7 protein-coding genes and 1 pseudogene are annotated in these 26,622 nt (G+C 46.8%); 6 read left to right on the top strand and 2 right to left on the bottom strand.

Annotated features, from left to right (window positions below):
• The first annotated feature begins 46 nt into the window (after positions 1-46).
• The 5 genes from parE (at position 47) to ABIA61_RS05710 (ending at position 7,535) form a co-directional block, all read left to right on the top strand.
• On the top strand, positions 47-2,026 hold the full coding sequence (gene parE, locus ABIA61_RS05730) for a DNA topoisomerase IV subunit B (protein ID WP_283652161.1): 1,980 nt from the start codon (positions 47-49) through the stop codon (positions 2,024-2,026).
• 22 nt (positions 2,027-2,048) lie between these two features.
• On the top strand, positions 2,049-4,511 hold the full coding sequence (gyrA, locus tag ABIA61_RS05725; RefSeq protein WP_404521273.1) for a DNA gyrase subunit A: 2,463 nt from the start codon (positions 2,049-2,051) through the stop codon (positions 4,509-4,511).
• Between the two features lie 275 nt (positions 4,512-4,786).
• A complete protein-coding gene (locus ABIA61_RS05720) occupies positions 4,787-5,257 on the top strand; it encodes a MarR family winged helix-turn-helix transcriptional regulator (protein ID WP_283652160.1) in 471 nt (156 codons plus the stop codon).
• A gap of 306 nt (positions 5,258-5,563) precedes the next feature.
• Complete coding sequence (locus ABIA61_RS05715) at positions 5,564-6,049, top strand: MarR family winged helix-turn-helix transcriptional regulator (protein WP_283652159.1); 486 nt, start codon at positions 5,564-5,566, stop codon at positions 6,047-6,049.
• Complete coding sequence (locus ABIA61_RS05710; RefSeq protein WP_283652158.1) at positions 6,033-7,535, top strand: DHA2 family efflux MFS transporter permease subunit; 1,503 nt, start codon at positions 6,033-6,035, stop codon at positions 7,533-7,535. Before ABIA61_RS05715 ends, ABIA61_RS05710 begins: the two co-directional genes overlap by 17 nt.
• A gap of 95 nt (positions 7,536-7,630) precedes the next feature.
• Here ABIA61_RS05710 and ABIA61_RS05705 read toward each other — a convergent pair whose 3' ends face one another.
• On the bottom strand, positions 7,631-8,377 hold the full coding sequence (locus tag ABIA61_RS05705) for an RluA family pseudouridine synthase (protein WP_283652157.1): 747 nt from the start codon (positions 8,375-8,377) through the stop codon (positions 7,631-7,633).
• An 8-nt stretch (positions 8,378-8,385) separates the two neighbouring features.
• Entirely contained in the window at positions 8,386-9,249 is an 864-nt protein-coding gene (locus ABIA61_RS05700) for a class I SAM-dependent methyltransferase (RefSeq protein WP_014281993.1), read from the bottom strand.
• A gap of 1,137 nt (positions 9,250-10,386) precedes the next feature.
• Here ABIA61_RS05700 and ABIA61_RS05695 point away from each other — a divergent pair.
• Positions 10,387-26,610, top strand: a pseudogene (locus ABIA61_RS05695) (amino acid adenylation domain-containing protein); the annotation flags it as partial.
• Positions 26,611-26,622: the final 12 nt, after the last annotated feature.

Raw genomic sequence — 26,622 nt, 5'->3', positions numbered from 1 at the left:
AGAATAAGGCAAAACACGGTTACGATTAGACAAAGGGGGAGCATGAATGGTCGACAAAATCGACTTGTCTGCGGGAGCGACCGGCACTCAGAACGGAGCTTCGGAATATGGCGTGGACGACATTCAAGTGCTCGAAGGGCTTGTGGCAGTTCGCAAACGGCCGGGCATGTATATTGGGAGCACCAGTTCTTCGGGACTACATCATTTGGTATGGGAAATTGTGGACAACGCGGTGGATGAGCATCTTGCCAAGTTTTGCTCCCGCATTGACATTGCAATGCATAAGGACGGTTCCGTTACAGTTACAGACAACGGACGTGGTATTCCTACGGGAATGCACAAAACGGGAATTCCTACACCGCAGGTAGTATTTACCATTTTGCACGCCGGAGGTAAGTTCGGCGGTTCGGGATATAAAAAGTCCGGGGGTCTACACGGTGTGGGCGCGTCCGTAACGAACGCTCTTTCGGAATGGCTTGAAGTGGAAATTTACCGGGACGGCAAGATTCACCGTCAGCGGTTTGAATATTGGCAGGACAAGAAGGGCGTGGAGCATGTTGGGGAACCGACCACAGGCCTTGAAGTGCTGGGCAATACCAACAAGACGGGCACCAAAATTACTTTTAAACCGGATATTCGCGTATTCCAGGCAGGCATTCATTTCAACTACGATACGCTGGCCGAACGGCTTCAGGAAATTGCTTTTCTGAACTCGGGTCTTCGTATCCAACTTAAAGATGAACGCAGCGGGAAGTCGGATGAGTATTTTTATGAGGGCGGAGCAAGTCAGTTTGTCGCTTTTCTGAATGAAGGCAAGGACGTGCTGCATGACGTCATTCACTTCAACGCGGAGAAGGAAGACGTTGAGGTGGAAATTGCCATTCAGTACAACGCAGGTTATACCGAAACGATTGCTTCGTTTGTCAACTCCATTCCGACACGCGGCGGGGGTACGCATGAAACGGGCTTCAAAACCGCTTACACCCGTGTCATGAACGACTATGCGCGACGCACGGTAATGCTGAAGGAAAAGGATAAGAATCTGGAAGGCAATGATTTACGTGAGGGAATGATGGCCGTAATCAGTGTCAAGATGGCCGAGGTTGAATTCGTCGGTCAGACGAAGGATCAGCTGGGTAGCGCTTCCGCACGCAGTACGGTGGATGCAATTGTATCGGAGCAGATGCAGCGTTTTCTGGAGGAAAATCCGCAGGTCGCGCAAACGTTAATCAAAAAGGCAGTTCAGGCGTCCAGAGCGCGTGAAGCAGCACGTAAGGCTCGTGACGAAATGCGTTCCGGCAAGAAACGCAGTGAAAGCTCTAATCTGAATGGCAAGCTATCGCCTGCGCAGTCCAAGGATTTTACACGAAACGAGCTGTTTATCGTGGAAGGTGATTCGGCTGGAGGATCGGCGAAGCAGGGACGGGATTCCAAAATTCAGGCTATTTTGCCATTGAAGGGCAAGCCGATGAACCCGGAGAAATCCAAGCTGGCGGATGTTATGAAAAATGATGAGTACCGCGCGATTACAGCAGCAATCGGGGCAGGGGTAGGAACAGAATTTACGCTGGAAGACAGCAATTATTCCAAAATCATCATTATGACGGATGCGGATACAGACGGCGCGCACATTCAAGTGTTGCTGCTGACGTTCTTTTATCGGTATATGAAAGAGCTGATTGATGCGGGACGCATATTTATTGCTCAACCGCCATTGTATAAAATAACCCGTAAGTCAGGTAAGCTCGAAACGGTACGTTATGCCTGGACTGACGAGCAGCTTGACAATTACTTAAAGGAGTTTGGACGGAATTTTGAGCTTCAACGCTATAAAGGACTCGGGGAGATGAACCCTGATCAGTTATGGGAAACAACGATGAATCCCGAGTCACGTACCTTGCTGCGCGTCCAGATTGAGGATGCAGCCAAGGCTGAACGCCGTGTGTCCACGTTGATGGGCGACAAGGTTGATCCGCGCAAGCGCTGGATTGTGGAAAACGTAGATTTTACGGAGTATGTAGAGTAGTGCTATCAAATGAGGTGTATACATGAGCTTATCGGAGCAATTTTTGCCAGCTTTTCTGGAGGAAGTGGTCGGTGACCGCTTCGGCCGATATTCCAAATATATTATTCAGGATCGGGCAATACCCGATGTGCGGGATGGGTTAAAGCCAGTACAGCGCCGGATTCTGTACTCCATGTACGATTCCGGCAACACACCGGATAAGGCTTATCGGAAATCTGCCAAAACCGTCGGGGATGTGATGGGTAATTATCACCCCCACGGTGACTCGTCGATTTACGATGGTATGGTGCGGATGGCGCAGCCTTGGAAAATGAGTCACGTACTGGTGGACGGTCACGGCAACTGGGGTTCCCAGGACGATGACCCGGCAGCCGCTATGCGGTACACGGAGGCACGTCTGTCTCCTATCGCGATGGAAATGCTGCGTGATATCGAAAAACGCACGGTTATGTTCAAGGATAACTTTGATAACTCGGCAAAGGAGCCGGTTGTGCTACCTTCCCGCTATCCGAATCTGCTAGTAAACGGCTCCAGCGGAATTTCGGCCGGATTTGCGACTGAAATTCCGACGCACAGCTTACGCGAGGTCATTGACGCCAGCATTGCTGTGATGGAAAAGCCGGATATTGAGCTGGAAGAGATTATGACCTTTATTAAAGGTCCTGATTTCCCGACTGGCGGACTAATTATGGGTGGCGAAGGCATTAAAGACGCTTATCGCACAGGTAAAGGGCGTATTTATATCCGTTCCAAAACGGAAATTCAGTCTTTGCGCGGAGGTAAGCAGCAACTGGTCATTACGGAGATTCCATACCAGATTGTTAAATCAAGGCTCGTAACCGCCATGGAGAATATCCGTCTGGAGAAAAAAGTGGAAGGGATTGCCGAGGTTCGTGACGAGAGTGGTCGGAACGGTCTGCGAATTGTGGTGGAACTGAAGAAGGAAGCCGATGCGGAAGGGATTTTGGCCTATTTGCTGAAAAAAACCGACCTTCAGGTGGCATACAACTTCAACATGGTAGCCATTGTGAACAAAGCGCCGCATCAGCTTGGATTGAAGTCCATTTTGGAAGCATATATCGCCCATCAACGTGAAGTTGTCACACACCGTATCCAGTTTGAGCTGGAAAAGGCGGAGGATCGCGCCCATGTGCTGGAAGGTTTGGTCAAGGCGCTGAACATTCTGGATGAGGTCATTGCGGCCATTAAAGCTTCCAAAAACCGCCAGGACGCGCAAAATAATTTGCAATGGATGTTTGGCTTTAGCGAACGTCAGGCCGATTCTATTTTGACCTTGCAGCTGTACCGTCTCACGAATTTGGAAATTACTACGCTGGAAAAGGAATTAAGTGAAATCCAGAAAAAAATTACACAGTACCGTTCTATTTTGGAAAGTGATCGCAAGCTGATCAGTTTGATTCGCAAGGAACTGCTGGAAATTCGTGAAAAGTACGGCATTGATCGCCGTTCGGACATACAGGGTGAGGTTGAAGAGATTAAAGTAAATCTGGAAGTCATGGTTGGGGCAGAGGATGTATTGCTGACTCTTTCCAAAGACGGCTATGTGAAGCGTACAGGTATGCTGTCCTTCACCCGTTCCGGTGGGGCGCGCTCAGCTTCTGGCGTTAAGGAAGGAGATTATGTCACTCAGTTGCTTGATGTCAACACACTTGATGTGTTGCTCGTCTTCACTCAGCGCGGACAATATTTCTTATTGCCTGTGCATCAGGTGCCAGAGTATAAGTGGAAAGAGCCAGGAACTCCGATTGTTAACGTCATTCCTCTAACCAAGGATGATCGGATCGTGAGTGTCATTCCTATCAAAAACATGGAGGAAATCGGCAAAAGTCTGGTGTTTGTAACGAAGAAGGGTCAAGTGAAGCGAACAGAGCTGAAAGACTATGCTACGAAACGTTCCAGTGCCGTAGCAGCCTGCAAGGTAGCAGGGGATGATGAAGTATTATCGGTAACGCTAAGCGATGGCACCCGGGATATTATGTTGATTACCCGTGCTGGGATGAGCATACGCTTCAAGGAGCAAGAGGTTAATGCGATGGGTCGCGTCTCGGCTGGTGTCAAAGGTATACAGCTGGCGGAAGGCGATGAAATTGTTGCAGCGCTGTGGGTGGAAGAGGATGAAGGAGAAGTGCTGGTGCTGACCGAATCCGGTTATGGTAAGCGTACGCTTCTGCTGGATTATCCTGCTCAGGGACGAGGCGGTAAAGGAATCACCACCTTCGAATTCAAGGAAGGCAAACGGGTACGTTCGAACGGAACTCGGATTGTGGCTGCCTTCTATTGCCGTGAAGCTATTCAATTGTTTGCGATCACTGCAGATGGACAGACGATGTCCTTCCTTTCGGAAAAAGCTCCTTTGACCGACCGCAAGGATACAGGCAAGCTGCTGGCTCCTGTGGAGAAGAAGGACGAAATTGTGAATGTGCTGCCGCGTAGTGAGCCGCAGGCTTCCCAGTCCATAGAATAACAGGAAAGTCAAGCGCTTTTTAGCTCGAAAAAGAGAGGTCTTCTCGTGCCATTCCGGCACGAATGAGGACCTTTTTGCCGTCATGCTGTCGAACCTTGACCAGCCTCCAAAACCGAAGTGAGACTTCCTTCCCCTTTTCAATTGATGCTCCAAAAACGGCAGGAAACCGGGGCTGAATGGCGAAAATTTAATGTGATGAAATACAATCCGGACGGTGGCCCATACGGTAACTTTGATGCTTTTACTGACCCTGTTATTCAAAGGAGTGAGGCAAAATGCAAACGACCGAATTTGCGAAAATCTGGTCCAGAATGGCTAAGGATTACAAGGTTCATATGGAGCAGCAGTTGGCTCCATCATTGACTGAGGCCCAGCTTACGGTGCTGGAGGTTCTGAACGAATACGGCCGCATGAAACCGTCTCAACTGATCCCGTATCTCGCAACCACACCTGCGGCGGTTACGATGCTGCTAGACCGGATGGAGCGGAATCGCCTGGTCACCCGCTTTAGAGACGTAAAGGATCGCAGAATCGTATGGATTGTCATTTCGGATCAAGGAAGAGAAGAAGCGGAACGGGGATTGCAAATAAGGGATGATTTTCTGGGCTCTGCACTAAACCGCATTTCGCAGCATAATCAAAATCTGCTGGTTTATTTGTTAGGTAAAATCACCACAAAAACGAAAACTTCTGCATCGGCAAACGAGGCAAAGGGAGTAAAGGAACAAATAGAGCGAGCGGAGTAAGCATCTCCTCTTTCATATTCTAAATAAAAATGCGCGGATAATGCTGCCCAAAAGGGCCACACATGTCCGCGTTTTTTGTGCTGAAAAAACACATACTGTAGCTGTTGTCACCTTTTTAAATGACTTGTTGTATCCTGCAAGTTTCAGCTGCCCTTTTCAATACCTAATATCTGTTACAGGGGTTAATGTTGACATTTACATATAACATGATAAAATTAGTTATACATAAATAACATTTCGTATGCGAATAGTTGCTTGATTATGTATATGGAATGTGAATTGGGTAATGGGAAGAAGGATGGCTCAGTGAGTGACAGAGAGGAAGACAAACTTGAGGTGTACCGGATTATTCAGTCGATAAGGGAGGTTAACAAAACGATATTTTATGCCTTCTGGAATGAGGAGCAGCATTTGGATCTGACAGCCGTTCAGCATATGGCTTTGGCGATTCTGAATAAACGACCCAATATCGGGTTAACTGAGCTGGCAGACATAGCCCATATGGGGTGTAGCTCCATGAGCGGGGTGGTTGACCGCTTGACCAAGGCAGGATATATCGCTCGTGGACGGCATGAGCATGATCGCAGATCCTTAGTGCTGACGCTTACGCCGGAAGGAAAAGACATCATGCAAAAAGTAGACGCCATGTGGATGGAGCGCGTCTTGCCCATTCTGGACATCCCGAAGGAGCATCTGGACATGGTCCTGGATATCCATAAACAAATGATAATGAAATTGACACCGAAGGGAATGAATCAACTTGAGCAGTCCTCAAATGACACTACCAGGTAATGTACGCAGAGCACCCATTGTGGCCGCTCTGTTGATTGGCGCGTTTGTTGCGATTTTAAACCAGACGTTGATAAGTGTGGCTTTACCGAAAATGATGAATGATCTGAATGTAGATACCAATGTGGCTCAGTGGCTTAGTACGGGCTTTATGCTCGTGAACGGGGTATTGATCCCGGTGACCGCATTTTTGATTGCGCGTTTTTCCACTCGTAAATTGTTTATTAGTGCAATGATTATCTTTTCAATCGGCACGCTGTTGTGCGCTATTGCGCCGAGTTTTAGCATATTGCTGATCGGACGTCTCATTCAGGCCGCGGGTGCGGGGATTATGATGCCTTTAATGATGGTCGTTATCTTGAACATCTACCCAATTGAGCGTCGTGGCCGCGCAATGGGAACACTGGGGATTGCGATGGGTTTTGCTCCAGCCATTGGACCAACCTTATCCGGTTATATAGTCCAGCATTACGACTGGCGGGTACTGTTCTGGATCATCCTGCCGATTTCAGTGATTTCGATTGCGATCGGATTTATTTTTCTGAAAAATGTAACGGAGCAGTCCAAGCCTAAGTTGGACATTCCCGGCATCATTTTGTCTACGCTTGGTTTCGGTGGTCTGTTATATGGCTTTAGTGATGCAGGAACATCGGGCTGGGGAAGTATTCCGGTCCTGTCTACGCTTATTGTTGGGACGATCGCGCTGATTCTGTTTATTGTTCGCCAGCTGAAGGTTGATGAACCTATGCTGGAGTTCCGTATCTTCAAATATGATGTGTATAGCTTGACGACAATCATTAATGTCATTGTGACGATGGCTTTGTACGCCGGTATGATATTACTGCCGATTTATTTGCAAAATATTCGCGGCTTTTCACCGATTGAGTCCGGTATGCTGATGTTGCCGGGGGCAATTCTGATGGGGTTCATGTCTCCTGTAACCGGGGCTATTTTTGACCGGATCGGAGCGCGCTGGTTGTCTGTGATTGGATTGTTGATCATGGCTGTGACCACTTGGGAGTTCACACGCTTGACCGAAACAACGACCTATATGACACTGCTGGCTAATTATACGGTTCGGATGTTCGGGATGTCATTGCTGATGATGCCGATCCAAACGGCCGGGTTGAACCAGCTTCCACAACGATTGAATGCGCATGGTACGGCAATGAGTAATACACTGCGTATGATTTCCGGTTCAATCGGGACGGCAATTCTGGTGACGGTGATGTCGACTCAAAGCAGCAACCGTCTGACGAATATTGTTGCATCTGAGGGATTATCTGTTACAGATAAAGCAGAGATGCTGGCAGCAGGCAATCAGGCTACGATTTACGGTATCAACTCAGCCTTTATCATTGCGACGCTGTTGAGTGTGACGGCCCTGATTTTGGCGTTTTTCATCAAGAATACGAATGCTCAAAACGCTCGGCCCCGTCAGCAGTTGGTGAACAGTAAGAAAGGGCAGTCTGTGGTCTCCTCGTCATAAGGGACGGGAGGACTTTCAGATTTTTAACAAAAAAAAGCCCGTAATGCATGTTTGTTTGATTACATGCGTTACGGGTTCTTTTTGTATATGCCTGCTCAATTCTCAGCTTCGATCATGCTTTCATAAAGCGATTTAGGCCACTCACTCCATGGGAATTGGGCTGGAGGGAACGAGTGGAAGCTCATGTTCTCCTTGCTAACCGGATGCGGTGCTCCGGCAAGCAGGGACCAGAGCGCCAATTGTTGACCTGGGCGGCTCAGGCTGCCACCGTATTTTTGATCCCCGTATAGAGGACAGCTGATAGCCTGCATTTGTACACGAATCTGATGCGAGCGTCCGGTGTGTAGCTCAATTTGTACAAGACTGAGCCCATCTGCTTGTCCAAGCACGCGGTACTCCAAAATAGCCTCCTTGGAGCCAGCTGTGCCGGGACGAACCACCTGAACAGTGTTAGTGCGGCTGTCCTTTAGCAGGTGATGGGTCAGACGGCCTTGTAAGGCCGTGGGGACACCGTTTAGAACCGCTACATACATCTTGCGGAAACTACGACCTCGAACCGACTCAGACAGCCGGGAAGCAGCTTTGGACGTCTTGGCAAAGATCATGGCACCGCCTACAGGCCGATCCAGTCTGTGAACCAGTCCTAAAAAGACATTACCAGGCTTATCGTGTCTGATTTTGAGGTCTTCCTTGAGTAAAGACAGCAGATCAGGATCACCGCTGGCGTCCTCTTGGGTCGGAACGTTGACAGGCTTTACAACAGCCAGAACATGGTTGTCCTCATATAGAACAGGGATATTCGGCTGGGCATGCCCGTGCTGGGTAAGTTCATCTGGAGTCATAGGGGGAATTAAGCCTCCCAGCGTCCGAGAATACCACAAGGCAGATTCAGCCCCGAGCGGGTAATCGGCAATCCGATTTCACCAGCGCTGATTTGACCGCCGTACTTTTGTTGCATCGTCATACTCAGCATGTTGCGCAGTACGGTAGGCGAAATCCCTGTGGTATAGGAGTTAATTAGCATGAACAATGGTTGATCGGAAATGATGCTCATGCAGGATTCCAGAAACGGATACAGGCTTTCTTCCAGCTTCCACGTTTCACCGTTTGGTCCGCGCCCGTAGGAAGGAGGGTCCATAATGATCGCATCATATCGGTTTCCCCGGCGTTGTTCACGTTGCACGAATTTGAACACATCGTCCGTAATGAAGCGTACCGGACGGTCGGCCAAGCCGGACAATTGCACGTTCTCCTTCGCCCACTGTACCATGCCCTTGGCGGCGTCCACGTGAACTACACTGGCCCCGGCATACGCAGCGGCAGTAGTGGCTCCCCCAGTGTAGGCGAACAGGTTCAGTACCGAAATCGGTCTGCCAGCGCCTTTAATTTTATCCATCATCCAGCTCCAGTTCGCTGCTTGCTCCGGAAAAAGACCAGTATGCTTGAAGCTGGTCGGTTTAATGTGGAATTTAAGCGGCCCGTAGCTGATCGTCCAACGCTCGGGAGTAGGCTTTTTCATATCCCAGCTACCGCCCCCAGAGGAACTGCGGTGGTAATGTCCATGAACATCGCGCCACTCGGCTGTTTCCTGGGACAACGGCCATATAATTTGCGGATCAGGCCGCCGCAGGACAATATCGCCCCAACGCTCCAGCTTTTCACCGCCGCCTGTATCTACTACTTCATAATCTTTCCATTCTTGTGCTACATACATGTACAATCCATCCTTCAGCAGTCAATTCAGGATTCCGGCAGTCCTCTGCGCAAAAATCCCCATATGGAGTCTATTGTACAACAAACCTTAGCAACAATCGAATGATTCCATGGAGACGTTGGCATTGAGCGTTATAGATCCTAGCATTTTTTGTCGCTTTATGGCGACTTTTGAGATGCGAAAAGTGTTATGAAGCAGAATTGTTTATTTTCCAAATTATTTATGTTGAAGGAATTTAAAAATCATTGACATTTTTCGAATTTATATTTTATCATGTAAATAAATAGTTATATGTTACGTTTATTTATTAAACAAAACATCCTGTCCTACCTCGACGTTATGTTATCAATTTTATCTATGATACTGAAATCTTTAGCTGTAAATATAAGGTTTCACTATACTTCCAGTTTTACCCACTTCCAAGATCACACAATATTTTACTCACACCACGAAATGCTATTCCATCATTCTATTCCTTTTTAAAGCTTGTTTTTTATTAAAATGATTCTTCTACTGTCAGTAATAACGATTTCCGTACATATCCACGTTAACGCTCGAATTGTGAAAATATTTTTGTTTTGCCACCTTCTTGTCGAATGAAAGGTGTTTGATAAAGAAAAAACATTCATAACAGTTGAACAGGCGTGGGGAGTCTTTGAACGACCGTTGTATTTGGGGTTGGTAAAAAAGTGAGGTCGCTTCGTCTAACAAATTTTTTTCGAATATTTTAAATTCTAAGCAGCAGCTAACCATGAATTGTCAAGTGTTCGTATAATTTCGGATGGAGGTGAGCTCAATTAGCCAGAGCTTTATCATGTGTTCATAGACCGATGAACGTTCACAATTTGGAAGGTTGGCGTATATATCGGACTCTCCAAGGCGCAAGCTTCGAATACGGGTGTTTCTTGTCAGAAAGCCGGATCGGGTGTGTTACTGAATTTTATCGAAGGTATGTAGGATGCTTTGAATAGGGGGAAAAATTCGCGATATGAAATTTTTTACGTCCAATTGAGCATACAAGATTGTCTCATTTATTTACGAGATGCCAGACGAGCTTCTAAAAACTCAGCGATAAAGGAGTATATAAATATGGCGAACAAGTATTCCGCGACAGAATCAGCCCTTAACCAGCACAAAGCCCATGTTAGACAAAAACTAGTCAAGATAATTGGAAATGTGACCCAACTTAACGAAGATGAAATAGAGCCACAAACGCATTTTTTAGAGCTAGGGCTGGATTCCATTACTCTATCTCAAGTCCGTCATAGCATCAAGGATGCGTTTGGATTTGACATACCTATGAATGAGTTTTTTGATACGCTAACTACGTTGGAATTGTTGACAAATCATGTGGGAGAAAGAGTAGTTATCCCCATTGAGTCTACGAATCAGAAGGTGGTAGAAAGTCCTGTGGAGATCCCAGGTAATGAGATAGAACATACGGCCCCTTATGTGTTACAAACGTATGAAAAACAGAACCTTTCGATGTCTGCGCCTGTGGGCTTAGAACGCATTTTGGAGCAACAGCTTCATTTAATGTCACATCAGCTTGAGGTGCTGCGGGATCATACCATAGCACATGTGAACACTACCACTGTATATCACCCCGAGGAAGACAGTGCAAAGATCGTACAAGCAGTTAAGGACAGCGTAAGTGACCTTCGTAAAGGAGCCTTCCTACCCGACCTGCCGTCGAACGGAAGCGGCCCAGGTCTGGAAAAGCAAGCTTTAGCTGTATCCATGCCTCCGGAAACGGAGACATTGGGCGCTCAGGAAACTGTTATTGCACTGACCCCGGATCAAAAGCAGCTTTGGTTCGCTACGGTTTCAGAACGAAATGACTCACAATCTTTACATGAAACCGCTTTGCTACGTTTTTGTGGCCCGCTTCAGCCTGAAGCTTTTACCGAGGCAGTTCATACCATCGTGAACCGCCACGAAGCTTTGCGTACCTTTATGAATGATGATGGAGAGACACAAGTGATTACATCTGCAATGAAGATTAGCGTTCCATTGCATGATTTTAGCGACTACTCGCCAGATGAACAGGAACATCACGTCCGAAATTGGCTGGCCAAGGATAGCACAATTCCGTTCCCATTAATACCTTATACGCCATTATTCCGTGTTCAATTGCTGAAAATATCAGTCGTAGAGCACATTGGTGTATTTACCTTCCACCATTTGATTGCGGACGGCTGGTCGATGGGAGTGTTCATGCGGGAGTTAGAGCACATCTATTCCGCGTTAGTCCGCAATGAAGCTGTTACTCTACCCGATCCGGTATCATTTCGGAACTATGCTGTTTGGCAGCATGATCAGTTGAGGTCTGGAGGAGAGGAGGCTGTTACGTTTTGGTCGGCTGTACTAAAGAGGTCTCTGCCTGTGCTAGATTTACCTTCTCCGGTGCGTGGGCTGCAGATGCCATCTTCCCAAGGAAGCAGACATACTTTGGTTCTGGAGGCACCGTTAGTTCAACGGCTGAGAAACGTAAGTATCAAACTTGGAAACAGTTTATTCATCACCCTTTTATCTGCATTTCAGCTTTTTCTGCATCGCCTGACAGGCCAAAAAGAAGTGATGGTAAGCGTACCGACAGCAGGACAAGCGCAAATGGATGCTTTTTCGCTGATTGGTAACTGTGTGAATATGCTTCCGGTCATTAGCGAAGTGTGTTCTGACGTTTCATTTAATTCATTTGCCCAAACGGTCAAACACCGGATGAATGAGTTGGAAGCCTACCAGAAATACAGCTTTGCCGGACTGGCCCCATTAGGATTAAAATATTTGCCAGTAATGAACGTTGTGTTTAATATGGATCGGCCGATTCCTCGTTTTTACTTCCACCAATTGGATGTAGAAGTGCTTGAAAACGAAATATCTTTCAGTAAATACGAGCTGTTTTTGAACGTTACGGAGATACAGAAGCAGTTGCGTCTTGACTTTGACTATAATACAGATATTTTTCAAGAAAATATCGTTAAAACGTGGTCAGAATACTTCCTTCACCTGCTGCATTTAATTGTGGAGAATGAGGAAATTCGTGTATCCTCGATTTCTTTACTTGATGTTGTGGGACAGGAGCGGCTTCGGGCTACATGGACTGATTACGTCGATTCTAACGGTATTTATCCTTGCGTGCTTGATGCATACAAGCAACCAGCACCTGTCGGAACAGCAGGGGAGGTCTATCAGGCATCGGCAGTCAACGGAATTTTGGGAACGACCCGGGAATGGGCTTACGTGGAAGGTGGAGCGAAGCTTTTACATATCGGTCATTTGGACCGAAGCATCTGCATCCGCGGACATCAAGTGAATTTGGAACAACTGGAGAAACACTTGCTGCAAACTTTCCAACTAAGTGATTGCTTGATTACCCCGCAAACGAATGAAGCCGGTGAAGTATTGCATTTAACCGCCTATGTTGTGGCAGCCGCTTCAAAGCCTTGGGAAGAATCCGAGCTGAAGCAAGCTGTGAATAGACTCCTTCCGGATTATACGCGGCCTCGTTGGTGCATTAAGATGGATCGTATTCCTCTCTTAGCAAATGGAGAGCCGGATCTGCAGGCGCTGCTAGAAGTGGGAGATGCAAGTGTTAATGCAGCAAAGGATGTTGGTTCTGAGGTACATGCCGCTGAGGAGAAGCTGACGACTATTTGGAAGGACGTTTTGAATGTGTCCGAAGTTAACCGTCATGAATCCTTTTTCCAATTGGGGGGGGATTCATTAAAAGCGACCGTCATCTTGTCCAAAGTGAACAAGGAGTTGGGTGTACATATCCCGCTCAGCCGCATTTTCGATTTGCAAACGATTGCCGAACTTTCTGCATTTATTGTCGGAGGGCAGCAGCAAACATATGAATCGATTGTTCCTGTGACTTCCGAGCCTTTTTACCCGGTGTCTTCAGCCCAAAAAAGGATGTACGCACTGGATCAATTGGGTGGCGGAACAGCCTACCATATTTCAGGTCAGCTCCTCATAGAAGGAGACTTGGTAGTTTCAAAGTTTATTGAAGCTGCTAGGGAAGTTATTTTAAGACATGAGTCCTTCCGGACATATTTTGAACTGCAGGCTGGGGAGATTGTACAAAAAATCCGGGACACGATGACGTTTGAAATACCGTTCTCACGGATTCCGCAAGAAGAGGCAGCGCAGGCACGAATCTCGTTTATTCGGCCCTTTTACTTGGATAAAGCTCCTTTGCTCCGCATTAAACTGTTCGAATTTATTCAGGGCGGTTTTATGCTCCTGATGGATATGCATCACATCATTGCGGACGGTTTTTCTATGACCATTATGATGGATGAGATCATCCGGCGTTATCAGGGCAGAGAGCTTGCTGACATTCAGCTTCATTACAAGGACTTTGTGGCTTGGAAGCAGCAGCAAATCACTAGCAGTAAATGGAAGGAGCATAGACCCTATTGGTTAGGGGCTTTGAATGGAGAGCTTCCCGTTCTGCAAATGCCTACAGACTTTTCGCGACCGCAGACACAAAGTTTTGAAGGGGATAGTTTGACGGTCACATTGGATGGAAAGTTGGCAAAATCCTTATACCAACTAGCCCAAAATACCGAATCAACGCTTTTCATGGTGCTTTTAGCAGCGTATAACGTGTTGCTGGCCAAGTATTCGGGTCAAGAAGATATCATTGTAGGTTCGCCTGTGGCTGGAAGAGAACATGTGGATACGCAAGCGATGATCGGGATGTTCGTCAATACACTGGCGCTCCGCAATTACCCGCATTCGACACTGACGTTCCAGTCCTTTTTACAGGAGGTCAAGCAAAGCACATTGTTGGCACTGGAGCATCAGGAATATCCATTTGATGAACTGGTAGATCAACTTGAACTGGTTCGTGATGTCAGCCGAAATCCTGTGTTCGATACGATGTTCAGTTTGCAAAATGTCGGGATGAACACTTTGGAGGTCGAGGGGGTCCAATTTAAACCGGAGGAATATAATGTTGGCGTAGCCCAGGTCGATTTTTCATTGCTTGTGACTGAAGAACAAGATCGAGTGACCCTTGTTTGGGAATATGCTACTAAGTTATTTAAGCCAGAGACAATCAGGAAGTTGGCAGAGCATTATATAAAGATTTTGGAGACAATCACCCAGGATAGTAGATTACGACTGGCTGACATGAATATTTTGTCTGATAATGAAGAACAGTTGATTTTATCAAGGTTAAATGAAATGTCTACACTTAATACACTTGCCAAAAGTAGACATATTGATTATTCAGATTACAAAGATCATAATGCCGCTTTGAATTACTGGAGAGCGTATTTGAAGGAGTACGAGGGTCAATCTCGCTTACCGCAGGCTCGAATGAATAAGACATGGAGTCGTCAGACCGAACATCATGACTTTCATTTGGATGCAGACATGATGGGCGGGCTGCAACGGATTGCTCAGGAATATGAGGTAACCATCCAAATACTGGTGCAAACGGTGTGGGGACTTCTGCTGCAAAAATATAACAGTACGGATGATGTAGTGTTTGGTAGTGTGGCTTTAGAAAGCACATCTGTGGTACGGAATGAAGAGCAAGCCCTCGATCTGCAAATAAATACTGTACCTGTGCGCATTAGAACTAGTCATAATAGTCGATTTTTGGAAGAGATCAAGCAACAACAAATGCTTTTTATGGCCAACCTTGCCCATAAAGTGTATTCACTCGAAGAAATTGAGGCGATGTCAGAGCAAAATCACGATTTAATTAATCACATCCTTATTTTTGATCGTGTATCAGTAGAGAAAGAAATTCAGCAACTGGGTGATAGCGATGAGGATCGCTATTGTATTGACGAAATCGATTGGATAAAGCAGACAAATTATGACTTTAATCTGGTTGTAGTGCCGGGAAAAACGATACAAATGAGAGCTATTTATAACGCCCTGGTATTTGATCACGAACATATGGAGCAAATTCAGGGACATTTGATGCAACTGCTGAAGCAAGTGGTGCTAAACCCGGATATCCTGGTGAATGAACTGGATATTGTGACGGAACAGGAGCGCGAGCAAATTTTGGATGTTTGGGGAAATACGGCGGTGGAATATCCAAGCGAGCAAACAATTCAAGGTTTGTTCGAAGCGCAAGTCTTGCAAACGCCAGAACAGGTAGCCTTATTTTTTGAGGGTGAACAACTGACATACCGTGAGTTGAATGAGCGCGCCAATCAATTGGCAAGAACACTCCGTTCTTATGGTGTACAGCCAGAGCAGCGAATTGGACTACTTGTGGAACGATCTATTGAGATGATCGTTGGTATACTGGCAGTTCTCAAAGCAGGTGGTGCTTATGTACCGATAGACCCGGAATATCCAGCAGAACGTATCCATTATATGTTGGAGGACTTCGATGCGCAGATTGTACTGACACAACGGGCATTTACTGAACGAATATCATTTAACGGGATTACTCTTGAACTGGATGATTCCAGAATATATTGTGCAGATGGCTCTAATTTGATGATGTCCACAGACAGGGTGGATCATCTGATATACGTACTATATACCTCAGGAACGACTGGACAGCCGAAAGGGGTCATGGTCAACCATCGTAGTGCAATTAATACGGTGAGCTGGTTTTCGGAACGTTACGCAATAAGTGGTGGACTTGATATGATCCTGACGGCAGAATATACATTTGATCCAAGTATTGAGCAGATCTTTGGGACGTTGCTGCATGGGGGCAAGCTGCATTGTATCCGGCGTGCAACGCTGCTGAGTAAGCAGCTACTGACCGAATATATTAAGACTCATAATATCAGGGTACTAGACATTCCACCGGCTCTGATGAGAGCATTTTTATCTGAAGATGCCAAAATACCTTGCTTAGATACGTTAATCTGCGGTGGAGAACGGTTGGAAGATTCATTAAAGGAAAAAATAGTGAGCAAAGGATACATTCTGAATAATCATTATGGACCGACGGAAACAACCATTGATGTACTGGCTTCCGTGTGTGAACCAGAAATAGCAGTAAATTTGGGTAAACCTATTCACAATACGCGCGCATATATTCTGAACGAGCATGGGAAGCTTCAACCAATAGGGGTACTCGGTGAGCTATGTATCAGCGGTGTTGGCGTAGCCCGAGGGTATCTGAACCGACCAGAGCTGACGGTTGAAAAATTTGTGCCAAATCCGTTTGCTGGTGGTGAAGCGAACTATGAACGGATGTATCGGACGGGCGATTTAGCACGCTGGCTACCAGATGGGAATATAGAGTATTTGGGCCGGGTTGATCATCAGGTGAAAATTCGGGGTTATCGGATTGAATTGGGTGAAGTTGAGACCAACCTGATGAAGGTGGCTGATGTGCAAGAGGTCGTCGTATTAGTCCATGAAGACAATCAAGGACAAAACCAACTGGTTGCCTATTATGTAGCTGAACAAGATGTGGATGCGGGTGAATTGCGCAGCTTGCTAGCTAAGGAACTTCCAAATTATATGGTGCCTGCATACTTCGTACAGTTGGAGCATATTCCGCTGACCTCGAACGGAAAAATTGATCGGAAGTCACTGCCAGCACCGGAAGACAGCCTGCAAAGCGGAGCAGATTATGCTGAGCCGCGTACGGAGGCGGAATCGAAGTTGGTAAAAATATGGCAATATGTGCTTGGATTGGATAAAATTGGTGTTAAAGATAACTTTTTTGAGATCGGCGGACATTCTCTACGTGCGATGACGCTGGTTTCAAAGATTCACAAAGAACTTAACAAATCTATCTCATTACGAGTTATTTTTGAAGCGCCGACAATTGAACAACTGGCGGTAGTGCTTAAAGATCTCAATCAGGTGGCGTATGTGTCGGTTTCGGTAACGGAAGAACGTGACTTTTATCCGTTGTCCTCGGCACAAAAACGGATGTATGTGCTGCAACAACTTGATCCTAACGATGTGAATTACAATATGTACGCTGCGTTCCAGGTGAGTGGACCCCTCAATGTTAAAAGGTTAGAAGAAGTGTTTCATCAGTTGATCTCACGTCATGCCACCCTCCGTACTAGTTTTGAAATGGTGGACAACAAGCCGATGCAGCGGATTCACGATACTGTATTGTTCGAGGTCGAATATAGCAAATTACTAGAAAATCGTGCCTTAAAGGATTTGCTTGCTGTAGGTGCGAACATAAAAAAACGTATTCGTTCTTTTGTGCGTCCGTTTGATTTACAATCCGCTCCGCTGCTACGAGTGGGATTATTGGATTTGGGCGTACAAGGAGAAAAAAAAGTACCGCAGTATCTGTTGATGCTGGACATGCACCATATTATTTCGGATGGCGTATCAACCAATATTTTGGCCAATGAATTAGTCCGCTTGTACAACGATGAAAAGTTATCTCCATTACGGATACAATATAGAGACTATGCCGTATGGCAGCAAAATGGAGTGCAGCAGGGCTGGTTAAAGCAACAGGAAGCGTATTGGCTGAACACCTTTGATGGTGAGATACCCGTTTTGAACCTAGCGACTGATTTTGCTCGTCCAGAGGTGCGAAGTACAGCAGGGGCTACAGTGGAATTCGAATTGGACGGGAAGGTCAGCCAGCGCCTGAAAGAGCTGGCGGCCGAAACAGGCTCGACGCTGTACATGGTGCTGTTGGCAGCCTATACAGCATTGCTGCATCAGTACACCGGGCAGGAGGATATTATTGTAGGTAGCCCGATAGCCGGCCGACCGCATGCGGATCTGGAGCCAGTCATTGGAATGTTCGTTGGGACGCTGGCTATGCGTAATTACCCAACCGCAGGGCAAACATTCCGTAGCTATGTGGAGAATGTGAAGAAACATGCATTGAAGGCGTATGAGCATCAAGACTATCCATTTGAGGAACTGGTGGACAAGCTGAAGGTGAAGCGTGACATGAGCCGCAATCCGCTGTTTGATACGATGTTTGTGTTGCAAAACACGGAGCAAAACGAGTTGAAGCTGGCTGACCTGAGCTTCCGTCCATATGGGATGGAGCAAGCCCCGGCAAAGTTTGATTTGACGCTGGAAGCCAGTGAGGGAGAAGCGGGTATTCAGTTCGGATTAGAGTATGCGACATCGCTATATCAGCGGGAAACAGTAGAGCAGATGACGCGCCACTTTGTACGATTGGTGGAGACTGTTGTGGTGAACCCGGATCTATCACTTGGAGAGCTGGAATGGGTCACAACGGAAGAAACGGTGCCTGTTCTGAAAGAGCATCAAGAACGCCAAAAAGCATTACGCTACTGGAGCAACTATCTGGCCGGGTACGAGGAACAAGCCCATTTACCGCAGGCTAAAAAGCAGAATCAGACAACATATCAGGCGGAGTATGTAAACCTGGATCTGGGTATGGAGCTGACCGCCGGAATACGACGAATCGCCGAGCAGGAAGAGGTATCGGTCAGTACGTTACTACAGACGGCATGGGGGATTTTACTGCAAAGATATAACGGAACTGAGGACGTCGTGTTCGGCAGCGTACATTTAGTAGGTCAGGCGGCTGATATGGCAAATACAGAAGCAGTGACAGGGGCATTCATAAACACGATGCCTGTGCGTATCCAAGGCGGAGAAAACAGTTTGTTCGCAGAATTAATGAAGCAAAACGAAAAGTTACTCAAGTATGCACGTTTGCATGCCACGTATCCATCCCATGAGATTCAGGGGCTATCTGAGCTCATTCAGGATTGGATCAACCATAGCGTCATTTTTGCAGATGTTCTGGTCGAGGAAGAAGTGGAGCATATGAGTGATGGTGAAGAATTCGATCTCAGCCTATGGACAGCAAAGGTAGCCAAGTCAACGAACGACAACTTTAATCTGGCGGTGTTATCAGGTAAAACGATCCAAATGAGCTTTGGATACAATGCACTAGCGTTTGATCGCGCGAGTGTAAAGCAAATTCAAGGCCACTTGGTACAACTGCTTGAGCAAGTGGTGACGAACCCAAATATTCAGATCAATGAGCTGGATATCGTGACGTCCCAGGAACGCGAGCAAATCCTGAGGGTATGGGGAAATACGGCAATGGAGTTTCCGCGCGAGCAGACGGTTCACGATTTGTTCGAAGTGCAAGTGCTACAGACGCCAGAGAAGGTAGCCTTGTATTTCGAAGGAGAGCAGTTGACCTACCGCGAGCTGAACGAGCGCGCCAACTCGCTGGCACGGGTGCTTCGAACGCAAGGGGTGGGACCCGACAAATTGGTAGGCTTGATGGTACAGCGCTCGGCAGAGATGATGATCGGTCTGCTGGCTGTACTTAAAGCAGGCGGTGCTTATGTGCCGATTGATCCTGAATATCCGTCAGCTAGAATTGAATATGTGCTTGGAGACAGTGGAGCTACTGTACTTTTAACTTCCCGTGATCTGGTTGAAGGACATAGCTATAGTGCTAACACTTATTTTGTTGAAGATGAAGAGTTGTACCAAGGGGAAACAACGAATCTGGAAGTAATCGCTCAGCCAGATCACCTAGCTTACGTAATCTATACGTCAGGCTCGACTGGTAATCCGAAAGGGGTCATGCTTCAGCATCGGTCGGTTCTGAACTTTATAACAGGGATGCAAGGAGTCTTTGACATCGCAGCAGACAAAACAATTTTATCGCTAACGACGATTTCCTTTGATATCTTCGTGCTGGAAACAATCCTGCCATTGCTTAGTGGGATGACAGTTGTAATTGGTGACCGTCGTCATCAGACAGACCCACAGGAGCTTGGGGAGTTGATCGCCACTCATCATATCGATATGCTGCAAATGACGCCGTCCCGGCTGCAAATGCTACTTGATCATGATGAAGGCGCTCATGCGCTACAAGGTGTACAGGAGGTTTTAGTCGGGGGAGAGGCAATTTCTCCGAAGCTTCTAAACAGACTGCAATCTATTAACGGACTGCGTATTTATAACATGTATGGTCCGACGGAAACGACGGTTTGGTCGACAGTGCAAGAATTGACGACTGCGAACCGGATTGATATTGGACGTCCCATCGCTAACACGCAAATATACATCATTAATACGCAGGGTCGATTGCAGCCGGTTGGTATTCCTGGCGAATTATGTATCGGAGGGGAAGGCCTCGCGCGTGGGTATTGGAATCGGGAGGATCTGACAGCGGAGAAGTTTGTGAACAACCCGTTTTCACCGGGGACACGAATGTACAGAACGGGGGATCTTGCTCGCTGGAATCCAGATGGTAGTCTGGAATTTATTGGACGTATTGATCATCAGGTGAAGGTTCGCGGGTTCAGAATTGAGCTTGGCGAGGTTGAATCACAAATCTTGAAAATGGAAGATGTGCAAAAGGCCGTCGTGCTGGCTCATGAGGACAAGCAGGGAGAAAACCAACTGGTCGCCTATTATGTGGCGGAGCGGGAAGTCAGCTCAAGTGAATTACGTAGCTTGCTGGCTAAAGAGCTTCCAAACTACATGGTGCCTACGTACTTTGTACAACTAGAGCACATCCCGCTGACCCCGAACGGCAAAATTGATCGGAAGGCACTGCCAGCACCAGAGGGCAAATTGCAAGATGGAATAGAACATATTGCACCTAGGACGTGGGTAGAATCGAAGTTAGCGATGATCTGGAAGGAAATTTTAGATCTAGCGCAGGTCAGTGTGAAAGATAACTTCTTTGAAATAGGTGGGCATTCTCTGCGAGCGACGACGCTGGTTTCGAAAATTCATAAAGAACTGAATAAGTCGCTTCCACTGCGCAGCATTTTTGAAGCTCCAACAATTGAGCAGTTGGCGGAAGTGATGGACGGTTTGGATCAGCTGGCATACGCGTCCATTCCGTTGGCAGAAGAGCGCTCGTTCTATCCGCTGTCCTCGGCACAGAAACGGATGTATGTGCTCCAACAATTGGAATCGAACAATGTGAACTATAATATGCCGGCTGTGCTTCAGGTAAGTGGACCGCTTAATGTGGAGCGTGTGGAAGAGGTGTTTTGTCAATTAATTGAACGACATGCATCCTTGCGTACCCGCTTTGAAATGATAGGGAACGAGCCTGTACAGCTTATTGAGGACGGGGTGTCGTTCGAAGTAGAATATGCGAAAATACGGGTAGAAGGTGACCCCCGCGATGTAGCACACGCGCAGGCTGTAAACCAGAAAGTCCAAGAGCGGATTCAAGCTTTTGTGCGCTCATTCAACTTAGAAACGGCTCCGCTGCTGAGGGTGGCTTTATTGGACCTTGGGGAACATGGAACAAAGCAAGAAGCTCAGCATTTCTTAATGCTGGATATGCATCATATTATTTCGGACGGTGTATCAGCAGGGGTGCTGACCGACGAGTTTGTACGTCTGTACAGCGGTGAGGAGCTGTCTCCGCTACGAATTCAATACAAGGATTATGCTGTATGGCAGCAGAATGAAGCGCAGCAAGCGTGGATAAAACGTCAGGAAGCGTATTGGCTAGACACCTTTGATGGTGAGTTACCCGTCTTGAACCTGGCGACTGATTTTGCTCGTCCAGAGGTGCGAAGTACAGCAGGGGCTACAGTGGAATTCGAATTGGACGGGAAGGTCAGCCAGCGCCTGAAAGAGCTGGCGGCCGAAACAGGCTCGACGCTGTACATGGTGCTGTTGGCAGCCTATACAGCATTGCTGCATCAGTACACCGGGCAGGAGGATATTATTGTAGGTAGCCCGATAGCCGGCCGACCGCATGCGGATCTGGAGCCAGTCATTGGAATGTTCGTTGGGACGCTGGCTATGCGTAATTACCCAACCGCAGGGCAAACATTCCGTAGCTATGTGGAGAATGTGAAGAAACATGCATTGAAGGCGTATGAGCATCAAGACTATCCATTTGAGGAACTGGTGGACAAGCTGAAGGTGAAGCGTGACATGAGCCGCAATCCGCTGTTTGATACGATGTTTGTGTTGCAAAACACGGAGCAAAACGAGTTGAAGCTGGCTGACCTGAGCTTCCGTCCATATGGGATGGAGCAAGCCCCGGCAAAGTTTGATTTGACGCTGGAAGCCAGTGAGGGAGAAGCGGGTATTCAGTTCGGATTAGAGTATGCGACATCGCTATATCAGCGGGAAACAGTAGAGCAGATGACGCGCCACTTTGTACGATTGGTGGAGACTGTTGTGGTGAACCCGGATCTATCACTTGGAGAGCTGGAATGGGTCACAACGGAAGAAACGGTGCCTGTTCTGAAAGAGCATCAAGAACGCCAAAAAGCATTACGCTACTGGAGCAACTATCTGGCCGGGTACGAGGAACAAGCCCATTTACCGCAGGCTAAAAAGCAGAATCAGACAACATATCAGGCGGAGTATGTAAACCTGGATCTGGGTATGGAGCTGACCGCCGGAATACGACGAATCGCCGAGCAGGAAGAGGTATCGGTCAGTACGTTACTACAGGCGGCATGGGGGATTTTACTGCAAAGATATAACGGAACTGAGGACGTTGTGTTCGGCAGCGTACATTTAGTAGGTCAGGCGGCTGATATGGCAAATACAGAAGCAGTGACGGGGGCATTTATAAACACGATGCCTGTGCGTATCCAAGGCGGAGAAAACAGTTTGTTCACAGAATTAATGAAGCAAAACGAAAAGTTACTCAAGTATGCACGTGTGCATGCCACATATCCACCCCATGAGAATCAGGGGCTATCTGAGCTCATTCAGGATTGGATCAATCATAGCGTGATTTTTGCAGATGTTCTGGTCGAGGAAGAAGTGGAGCATATGAGTGATGGTGAAGAATTCGACCTCAGCCTATGGACAGCAAAGGTAGCCAAGTCAACGACCGACGACTTTAATCTGGCGGTGTTGCCAGGAAAAACGATCCAAATGAGCTTTAGCTACAATGCATTGGTGTTTGACCGTACGAGTGTAGAACAAATTCAGGGCCATCTAGTACAGCTGCTGGAGCAAGTGGTGGCGAAACCGGACATTCGAGTGCGCGAGTTGGACATTGTGACGGAGCAGGAGCGCGAACAAATTCTGGCGATTTGGGGAGATACGGCAGCAGAGTACGCGCACGAGCAGACGATTCACGGTTTGTTTGAAGCGCAAGTGTTGCAGACGCCAGAGCAGATCGCCTTGTATTTCGAAGGAGAGCAGTTGACCTACCGTGAGCTGAATAAGCGCGCCAATCAATTGGCAAGAACGCTGCGATCTTATGGAGTGCAGTCAGATCAGCGAATTGGTTTACTTGTTGAACGTTCTATTGAGATGATCGTAAGCATATTGGCAGTGCTCAAGGCTGGTGGGGCTTATGTGCCAATTGATCCGACGTATCCGCAGGAGCGAATCCAATACATGCTGGAAGATTCCGGAACAAAACTGCTGTTGACGCAAAGTCATCTGGTGGAAAAAGGGATGTTTGAGGGTCAGGTGCTGGTCCTGAATGGGAAAACATCCATATATCACAAGGATGGTTCAAACCTAGATTCGGTAAGTGGTTCAAATAACCTCGCGTATGTTATTTATACATCGGGAACCACGGGACAGCCGAAAGGAGTTATGCTGGAACACCGAGGATTGTCCAATCTGAAAACGTATTTTGATCAAACGCTACAGATTATCTCATCAGATCATGTGTTGTTATTCGCCAGCTATTCGTTTGATGCATCCTGCTGGGAAATCTTCCAGGGGCTATTCAGTGGAGCGACATTGTACGTACCGACACAAGAGACGATTTTGAATTATGAGTGGTTTGAGAAGTACATGTCGGAACATCGAATTACAGTGGCCACACTCCCACCTACCTATACGGTGTATCTGGAACCAGCACGTATGCCAGACTTACGCATTTTGGTCACAGCAGGCTCAGCAGCCTCAATAGAGCTGGTGCTTAAGTGGAAGGAGAAAGTGGCGTATTACAATGCTTACGGTCCAACAGAAAACTCGGTCGCGACATCGGTATGGTCCGTGTCTGAAGATCCGCGAGCTGAGGATCTGATTACAATCGGGCGTCCTATACCGAATCATCGCGTGTACATGGTGGATGCGCATGGTCGTCTAGCGCCGGTGGGTGTACCAGGTGAACTGTGCGTATCCGGTCCGGGGTTAGCGCGGGGTTATCTGGATCGTCCGGAGTTGACTGCTGAAAAATTCGTGAAAAATCCGTTTAGTAGCGGAGAAGCAAGTTATGAACGGATGTACCGAACGGGTGACTTGGCAAGATGGATGCCGGATGGCAACATTGAGTATTTGGGCCGGATCGACCATCAGGTAAAAATCCGAGGGTATCGAATTGAATTGGGCGAGGTCGAGGCGCAAATTTTGAAAATGGAGTCTGTACAAGAGGTCATTGTGCTGGCAAGTACGGATGAACAGGGGCCAGACCAACTGGTCGCATACTATGTGGCAGAACGTGAAGTAAGTGTAAGCGAACTGCGCAACACGTTGCTGAAAAATTTACCCAATTACATGGTTCCTTCATACCTTATGCAGTTGCAGTATATGCCCCTGACCCCAAATGGGAAAATCGACCGCAAAGCGCTACCCTTACCGAAAGGGACAGGTAGTTGGAATGAAGAATACGTTGCCCCGAGAAATGCATTAGAACAACAACTTGTTGAGCTTTGGCAAACGGTGCTTGGTGCGGAAAAGGTAGGCATTGACAATAACTTTTTTGAACTCGGAGGTCAATCTCTAAAGGCTATACTGCTTGTCTCTAAAGCACAGGAAAAAGGTATCTATCTAGGAATCCATCAGGTATTACAACATCAAACTATTCGTGGTTTGTCTGATTTGTTGCAAGCTGAACGTTGTGACACACACCATAACACATCATGGATTTCCAGTATCACGGAAGCTGAACAGTGGATTAGCAACACTTTTGATGTACAAGCTTTGCTTCAATTTGTGTCGGTTGATGAGCAAGACTATCTGTTTCTACAAGTACATCCATTTCGAGCAGATCAGGTTGATAAGATCGTTGCTTTCATTCCGTCTCATGTACATCCTGACCTGCATCCGCATTACATTGTGCCTATGGGTGGAGAGGATGCAGGCCAGTCGATTGAAGCTCTGCTCACGATGATTACAATAACAGATGATGAACAGGAAGACGTTCTTCACTCTCAATCAATGGAATTTATTTCAATAATTGATGAAATGAATGCAACTTGGAATGGTAGTTTGCTAAGCTCAGAGGCGATCGGACAGTTTCCACCGGCACCTGCTCAACATTATCATTTGCAGCATCCTGCTTCTTCTGGCACGGTGATTCATCTGAATCACTATGTAGATAAGCAACGTCTGTCCACAGCTGTTCAGCAGCTCATGCGCAGGCATGAATTACTGCGTAGCGTACTGATTCAATCGGATGGGGGTTGGGCTTGGGAAGTCCGATCAATCCCGGAGAACTTATCTTTACCTATGGTGGATCTATCGGCATATCCGATACCAACCCAGCGCAAGCTCCTTTCGTCTATCATGTCGCATCTTTATTTTGAACCGTATGAGCAGACGAAATCTTTGCAATACCGAATTGCGTTGATTCGCTTGAATTTGCGGGAACACTTATTGCTTCTGCCGTGCTCACACATTATTTTCGATGGCACGAGTAGCATGATTTTGGAGAGTCAGTTACTTGAAGAATATGAGGATCCACAACTGGAGCATACAGCAGAGGTATTCCATTATATGGACTATGTCAAACATATCCGTCAAGGACCACAGGGGATGAGTGATCAGCAAATTGTTGAGCAATATAAGCTCCAGTCATTTGTTGAGAATACAAGTCAAATTTATAAGCTGACCCGGGAATTCAAATATGGACAAATGACAACGTATCAATGGGATATAACACTACCGAGTATTTCAATGCAGAATGATTCTGTAAACCTATGGGAGATTTCGCTCCAAATGGCATTCCGATTTTTTAGTATTTATTTCCAAAAATCAGAAATTCCGTTATGGTTAACGCAGTATGGAAGACAGTATGGGGATCGGAATTACTTTGAATCCGTGGGAGAATACATTGATCATATTCCCGTGTTACTCCATAAGGAAGAAATGCCATCTTATCATGCGGTGATCAAAAAACAATTAAGCGTTGCTGCAAATCATCATTTAAACTTCTTTAATTTAATTTTTAATGAAGAAATGGAGCCTATCTATCCGCAAGCAAGCAGTATGCTAAAAAAGGGACTTGGACAATTACCAATCGTGTTCAATTACCTGGGAGAAATGCAAGAGGCCTCGAAGATGTTGAGCACCTTAAACAGAAGTACAACCTTAGTTGACGGAGAAGAAGTGATTTTCTTTGAAGCTGCCCATACTGGAGCAGTACTTCAAATATTCCTGCGCCTACCATATGAAGAGAAACATGAGGATATCTATCGAATATTGCAAGCTGCTAACGATAAGATTATTTCTGACCTAGCCATACGGCAGTAGGGAGCTGAAAAC

Source organism: Paenibacillus sp. RC21 (assembly GCF_044907935.1).
In the GTDB taxonomy this organism is placed as follows: domain Bacteria; phylum Bacillota; class Bacilli; order Paenibacillales; family Paenibacillaceae; genus Paenibacillus; species Paenibacillus terrae_A.
The sequence above is the reverse complement of the archived record's forward strand: the minus strand, read 5'-3'. Positions and strand labels throughout refer to the sequence as shown.

Coding starts and splice junctions, on each gene's coding strand:
- parE (WP_283652161.1), top strand. CDS start 47: ATGGTCGACAAAATCGACTTGTCTGCGGGAGCGACCGGCACTCAGAAC.
- gyrA (WP_404521273.1), top strand. CDS start 2,049: ATGAGCTTATCGGAGCAATTTTTGCCAGCTTTTCTGGAGGAAGTGGTC.
- ABIA61_RS05720 (WP_283652160.1), top strand. CDS start 4,787: ATGCAAACGACCGAATTTGCGAAAATCTGGTCCAGAATGGCTAAGGAT.
- ABIA61_RS05710 (WP_283652158.1), top strand. CDS start 6,033: ATGACACTACCAGGTAATGTACGCAGAGCACCCATTGTGGCCGCTCTG.
- ABIA61_RS05705 (WP_283652157.1), bottom strand. CDS start 8,377: ATGACTCCAGATGAACTTACCCAGCACGGGCATGCCCAGCCGAATATC.
- ABIA61_RS05700 (WP_014281993.1), bottom strand. CDS start 9,249: ATGTATGTAGCACAAGAATGGAAAGATTATGAAGTAGTAGATACAGGC.